Below are 543 nucleotides of genomic sequence, written 5' to 3'. Positions count from 1 at the left end.
AGTCGTAACAAGGTAACCGTAGGGGAACCTGCGGTTGGATCACCTCCTTACCTAATGATACGCATTGCGCAGTGTCCACACAGATTGTCTGATAGAAAGTAACGAGCAAATAAGGCCGGACTGAGAGATTAGTCGGGCTTTAGTACCTTGTTGGGTCTGTAGCTCAGGTGGTTAGAGCGCACCCCTGATAAGGGTGAGGTCGGTGGTTCAAGTCCACTCAGACCCACCAACTCATCCAAATAGTGCGTTACAGCCATACTCGTTTATAACAATAAACGTTGCGTGTCTGGGCCTTGTACGGAAATGAGTTGCAGCAATAAGGTATTTGCTTTTTATATGGGGCTATAGCTCAGCTGGGAGAGCGCCTGCCTTGCACGCAGGAGGTCAGCGGTTCGATCCCGCTTAGCTCCACCATATAAAACTATTTCAAAATATATTGCTGCCGCAAGGCGGACAGTATGTTGTGAAATATTGCTCTTTAACAATCTGGAACAAGCTGAAAATTGAAACACTACAGCTGAAACTTATCTCTCCGTAGATGTA

2 tRNA genes and 1 rRNA gene are annotated in these 543 nt (G+C 46.6%); all 3 read left to right on the top strand.

Going from position 1 to position 543, the window contains the following annotated elements:
- Nucleotides 1-50, top strand: a 16S ribosomal RNA gene (locus tag AD970_RS20700); the annotation flags it as partial.
- A gap of 102 nt (nt 51-152) precedes the next feature.
- Nucleotides 153-229: transfer RNA gene (locus tag AD970_RS18425), tRNA-Ile, on the top strand.
- A gap of 109 nt (nt 230-338) precedes the next feature.
- A tRNA-Ala gene (locus tag AD970_RS18420) sits at nt 339-414 on the top strand.
- The last annotated feature ends 129 nt before the right edge of the window (nt 415-543 follow it).

The sequence above is a fragment of the Yersinia nurmii genome (assembly GCF_001112925.1).
GTDB classification, from domain to species: domain Bacteria; phylum Pseudomonadota; class Gammaproteobacteria; order Enterobacterales; family Enterobacteriaceae; genus Yersinia; species Yersinia nurmii.
Note: the sequence above shows the minus strand (reverse complement) of the source record. Positions and strands in the feature narration are given on the sequence as shown.